The 3,868-nt window shown below is 69.8% G+C and carries 4 protein-coding genes; 1 reads left to right on the top strand and 3 read right to left on the bottom strand.

Features of this window, described 5'->3' with window-relative positions; genetic code table 11:
* Positions 1-107 precede the first annotated feature (107 nt).
* Positions 108-1,706, bottom strand: coding sequence for an ABC transporter substrate-binding protein (locus tag ROTAS13_RS20665; protein WP_075823271.1), 1,599 nt, complete (start codon positions 1,704-1,706; stop codon positions 108-110).
* Positions 1,707-1,781: 75 nt separating this feature from the next.
* On the bottom strand, positions 1,782-2,714 hold the full coding sequence (locus ROTAS13_RS20660) for a dihydrodipicolinate synthase family protein (RefSeq protein ID WP_019459267.1): 933 nt from the start codon (positions 2,712-2,714) through the stop codon (positions 1,782-1,784).
* Between the two features lie 162 nt (positions 2,715-2,876).
* On the opposite strand from ROTAS13_RS20660, the gene ROTAS13_RS20655 reads away from it, so the two are divergent.
* A complete protein-coding gene (locus tag ROTAS13_RS20655) occupies positions 2,877-3,548 on the top strand; it encodes a GntR family transcriptional regulator (protein ID WP_075823270.1) in 672 nt (223 codons plus the stop codon).
* Between the two features lie 90 nt (positions 3,549-3,638).
* Here ROTAS13_RS20655 and ROTAS13_RS27415 read toward each other — a convergent pair.
* Positions 3,639-3,868: hypothetical protein (locus tag ROTAS13_RS27415; RefSeq protein WP_171979181.1), on the bottom strand; the 230-nt coding region annotated here is incomplete at its 5' end.

Raw genomic sequence — 3,868 nt, 5'->3', positions numbered from 1 at the left:
CGTCGAGACTTGTGATCAAGAGACAGGCAGGGTCCTGGCGGAGTGGGGGTTTGGGGGCGAGGCGGCGCCTTGCCCCCAAGGGCTACGTCAGCCCCCGTTGACGCGGCTCAGGCCGCCTTTTCCATGTTCCAGAAAAACTGCACCGGCGAGAGCACCATGCCCTTGAGGCTGTCGCGATAGGCCATGGGCTGCTGCACCAGCCCGCCCGGGGCATAGGGCACCACCTCGAAGGCGCGGCGCTCGATCTGCGCTGCGAGTTCCTTCTGCCTCGCCTCATTGTCGGTGGCGATCCACTGGTCGCGCAGCCCTTCCAGCGCCTCGTCCTTCGGCCAGCCGAACCAGGCGGCCTCGCCATTGGCGCGGATCAGCGGGTGCAGCGCCGGGTTCAGCACATCGGCGCCGGACCAGAGCGTGTGGAAGACCGACCAGCCCCCCTGCTCCACCGGGCCACGGTTGGCACGGCGGCCGATGAAGGTGGCCCAGTCCGTGGAGATCAGGTCCACGGTCATGCCGAGGTTCTTCAGCAGCTCCTGCGTCACCAGCGACTGGTTATAGGCAATGGGCTGGTCCGCCGGGGCGAGCAGGACGACCTTCTCGCCCTTGTAGCCCGCCTCCTTCAGCATGGCCCGGCCCTTCTCCAGGCTGCCCTGCATCGCCTCGGTCCCGCCGGCGCCGGTGGACATGGGCGAGCCCGGGGTGAAGAAGGTCTTCGCCTCCTTGTAGTACTCCGCGCTGCCGACCACCGCCTGCATGTAGTCGTCCTGCCGCATCGCCATCATCACGGCGCGGCGGATGCCCGGATTGTCGAAGGGCGGCTGCCCATGGTTGAAGCGCATCAGAAGGATCAGGCCGAGCGGCACGTTCTGGATGCGGATCCGCGGGTTCTGCTTCAGCACCGGCAGCAGGTCGATCGGCGGCTGCTCGTACCAGTCCACTTCCCCTTGCACCATGGCGCCCACGGCGGCGGCGGGCTCGGTCAGCGCCAGCCATTCGATGCGGTCGATCTTCGCCACCTTGCCGCCCGCGGCCCAGGAGGGCGCTTCCTCGCGCGGCCTGTAGGCGGCGTTGCGGGTGTAGATGGCGTTCTGCCCCGGGATCCATTCCTTCGCCTCGAAGCGCCAGGGGCCGGAGCCGGTGGCATCGGCGATGGGCTTGCTGGCGTCGGTCTGGGCGACACGCTCCGGCATGATGAAGGGCACGTTGGAGGACAGCTTGCCCAGCGCCGCCGGCAGCATCGGAAAGGGCTTCTTCAGCCGCACCGAGAAGGTGCGCGCGTCATCGGCGTCGTAGCCCTCGACAAATGCGGCGAAGGTCTGGCCGAAGGCGTCGCGCTTCGACCAGCGCTGGATCGAGGCGATGCAGTCCTGCGCCCGCACCGGCTGTCCGTCATGGAAGGCGAGGCCGTCGCGCAGGTGGAAGGTCCATTTCAGCCCGTCCGGCGCGGTCTGCCATTCGCTCACCATCTGCGGCCGGATCGCGAACGTCTCGTCGGTGGCGAAGAGCGTGTCGTAGATCAGGTAGCCGTGGTTGCGGATGACATAGCTGGTCGCGATGACCGGATCGAGCGAGGGCAGCGGCGTCGAGGGGATGAAGCGCAGCGTGGCGCTCTTGCCGCCCTGGGCGCGCGCGAGATGCGGCCGGGCGAGGCTGGCGGCGCCGGCCAGGCCGGCGGCACCGGAAAGAAGCGTGCGGCGGTGCAGTGTCATGGCGGATGACTCCTGCGCGGCCGGTCCGTCCCGGCACGCGCCTGATGGGGGCTGTGTCGGGACGGGGTAGGCGGGTCAGGCCGCCTGGGGCAGGGCGAGGTCCGCCGGCAGCTTCGGCCGCTTCGCCAGCGCCGCCCGCATCAGCGCCTCGACCTCGGCGCGCTCGGCCTCCGGCAGTTCCAGGCGGGGCGGGCGCGTCAGAGAGGTGCCGCGGCCCATGATGTGCTCGCAGAGCTTGATGCACTGGACGAGGTCCGGCCGAGCATCGAGGTGCAGCAGCGGCATGAACCAGTCGTAGAGCGCCCGCGCCTCGGCATAGCGGCCCGCCTTGGCCAGGCGGAACAGCGCCTCGCCCTCGGCCGGGAAGGCGTTGGACATGCCGGAGACCCAGCCCTCGGCGCCGAGCATCACGCTTTCCAGCACGGTGTCGTCCAGGCCCGCGAACATGCGGAAGCGGTCGCCCACCATGTTGCGCAGGTCGGTGAAGCGGCGCGCGTCGCCCGAGGATTCCTTGAAGCAGACGACCGTCTCGCAATCCGCCAGCGAGGCCAGGATGGCGGGCGTCACGTCGTTCTTGTAGATGGGTGGGTTGTTGTACACCATCACCGGCAGGTCGGTGGCCTTGGACACGCCGCGGAAATGCGCGGCGGTCTCGTGCGGCTTGGAGGAATAGACCAGCGCCGGCATCACCATGATGCCGTCCAGCCCGATGCGCGCGGCCTCCTTCGCCATCGCCGCGGCGAAGGGCGTGGTGAACTCGGCGATGCCGGCGATCACCGGCACGCGGCCGCCGGCGGCATCCTTGGCCGCCTCCATCACCGCCAGCTTCTCCTCCTTCGAGAGGGAGCAGTTCTCGCCCACCGTGCCACAGACGATCAGGCCCGAGACGCCGTCGCGAATCAGCGCCTGCATCACGCGGTGCGTTGCCTGCACGTCGAGGCTGTGGTCGTCGCGGAACTGGGTGGTCACGGCGGGGAAGACGCCCTGCCAGTCGATCTTGGCGTTCATGGCTCGGTTCCGGTGCTCACGGGATTGCTGGTGGCGTCTTCGTAGATTTTATACAATATCCGAGTCAATGCTTTTCTGCGCCCGATGACAGGCCGCGGCCCCGGTGCCACATCAGGCCCCCACCTGCCCGGCGGCATGCCGGAAGGGCGGAAAGGAGACAGGATGAACGCGCCGCTGAAGCACCGTACCGTCTCGGCCGCCCTGCTGGAGGAGATCCGCCGCCGCGTGCTGGACGGGCGCTATCCGGCTGGCGCGCAGCTCCGCCAGGACAGCCTTGCCGAGGAATTCGGCGTCAGCCGCATCCCTGTGCGCGAGGCGCTGTTCCAGCTGGAGGCCGAGGGCTTCGTGCGGATATCCCCGCACAAGGGCGCTACCGTCGCGGCCCTTTCGGCAGAGGAGGTGGGCGAGGCCTTCGAGCTGCGCGCGCTGCTGGAGCCGCGCCTGCTGGAACATTCCGCGCCGCGCCTGACGGAGGCGGATTTCGCCGCGCTGGACCGCGTCCTGGCCGAATATTCCCATGCGCTGACCGAGGGCGAGACCGGCCGTTGGGGAGAGCTGAACACGCAGCTCCACCGCCTGCTCTACAGCCGTGCCGGCAAGCCGCGCACCGAGGCGCTGGTCGCCAACCTGCTGCAGGAATGCGACCGCTACACGCGGCTGCAGCTTTCCGCCGATCCGTTGGAACTGGCCCGCGCCGATCGCGAGCACCGCGAGATGGTGCACCTCTGTCGCCAGGGCGAGGTCGCCGCGGCCGTTACCCTGCTGCGCGCCCATGTGGCGCATGTGGCCGGGGCACTGGAAGCCTTCCTGCACGAGCACACCACCCCGACCTGAGCGGCCGCCTGCCCCCGGGGGGCGGCTCATCCGCTCATGGGGCGCCGCGCCCGTACCGGCGCGAGGGGCGGAACAAAGCCGCCCTTCGGCTCAGAACGCCGCGCCCAGCCCCACCAGGACCGCGAGGGCCAGACCGCCCCAGAGAGGCAGCAGGGCATGGCGGCCCGAGGCGATGGGCAGGTCCCCGGCCAGCCTTTCCGCCTGCCGCGCCAGGGCCGGCAGCGACAGGGCGAGGGCAAGGCCGAAGGGAAGCAGCAGCAGGGGATGCTGCCGCGCCAGGGCCATGGCCACGGCGAGGAGGGCGGCGAAGCCCGGAAAGG

The organism is Roseomonas sp. TAS13 (assembly GCF_001950415.1).
GTDB classification, from domain to species: domain Bacteria; phylum Pseudomonadota; class Alphaproteobacteria; order Acetobacterales; family Acetobacteraceae; genus Roseomonas; species Roseomonas mucosa.
Note: the sequence above shows the minus strand (reverse complement) of the source record. Positions and strands in the feature narration are given on the sequence as shown.

Bases quoted from the DNA above. Each gene is read 5' to 3' on its own strand.
- ROTAS13_RS20665 (WP_075823271.1), bottom strand. From the start codon at position 1,706: ATGACACTGCACCGCCGCACGCTTCTTTCCGGTGCCGCCGGCCTGGCC.
- ROTAS13_RS20660 (WP_019459267.1), bottom strand. From the start codon at position 2,714: ATGAACGCCAAGATCGACTGGCAGGGCGTCTTCCCCGCCGTGACCACC.
- ROTAS13_RS20655 (WP_075823270.1), top strand. From the start codon at position 2,877: ATGAACGCGCCGCTGAAGCACCGTACCGTCTCGGCCGCCCTGCTGGAG.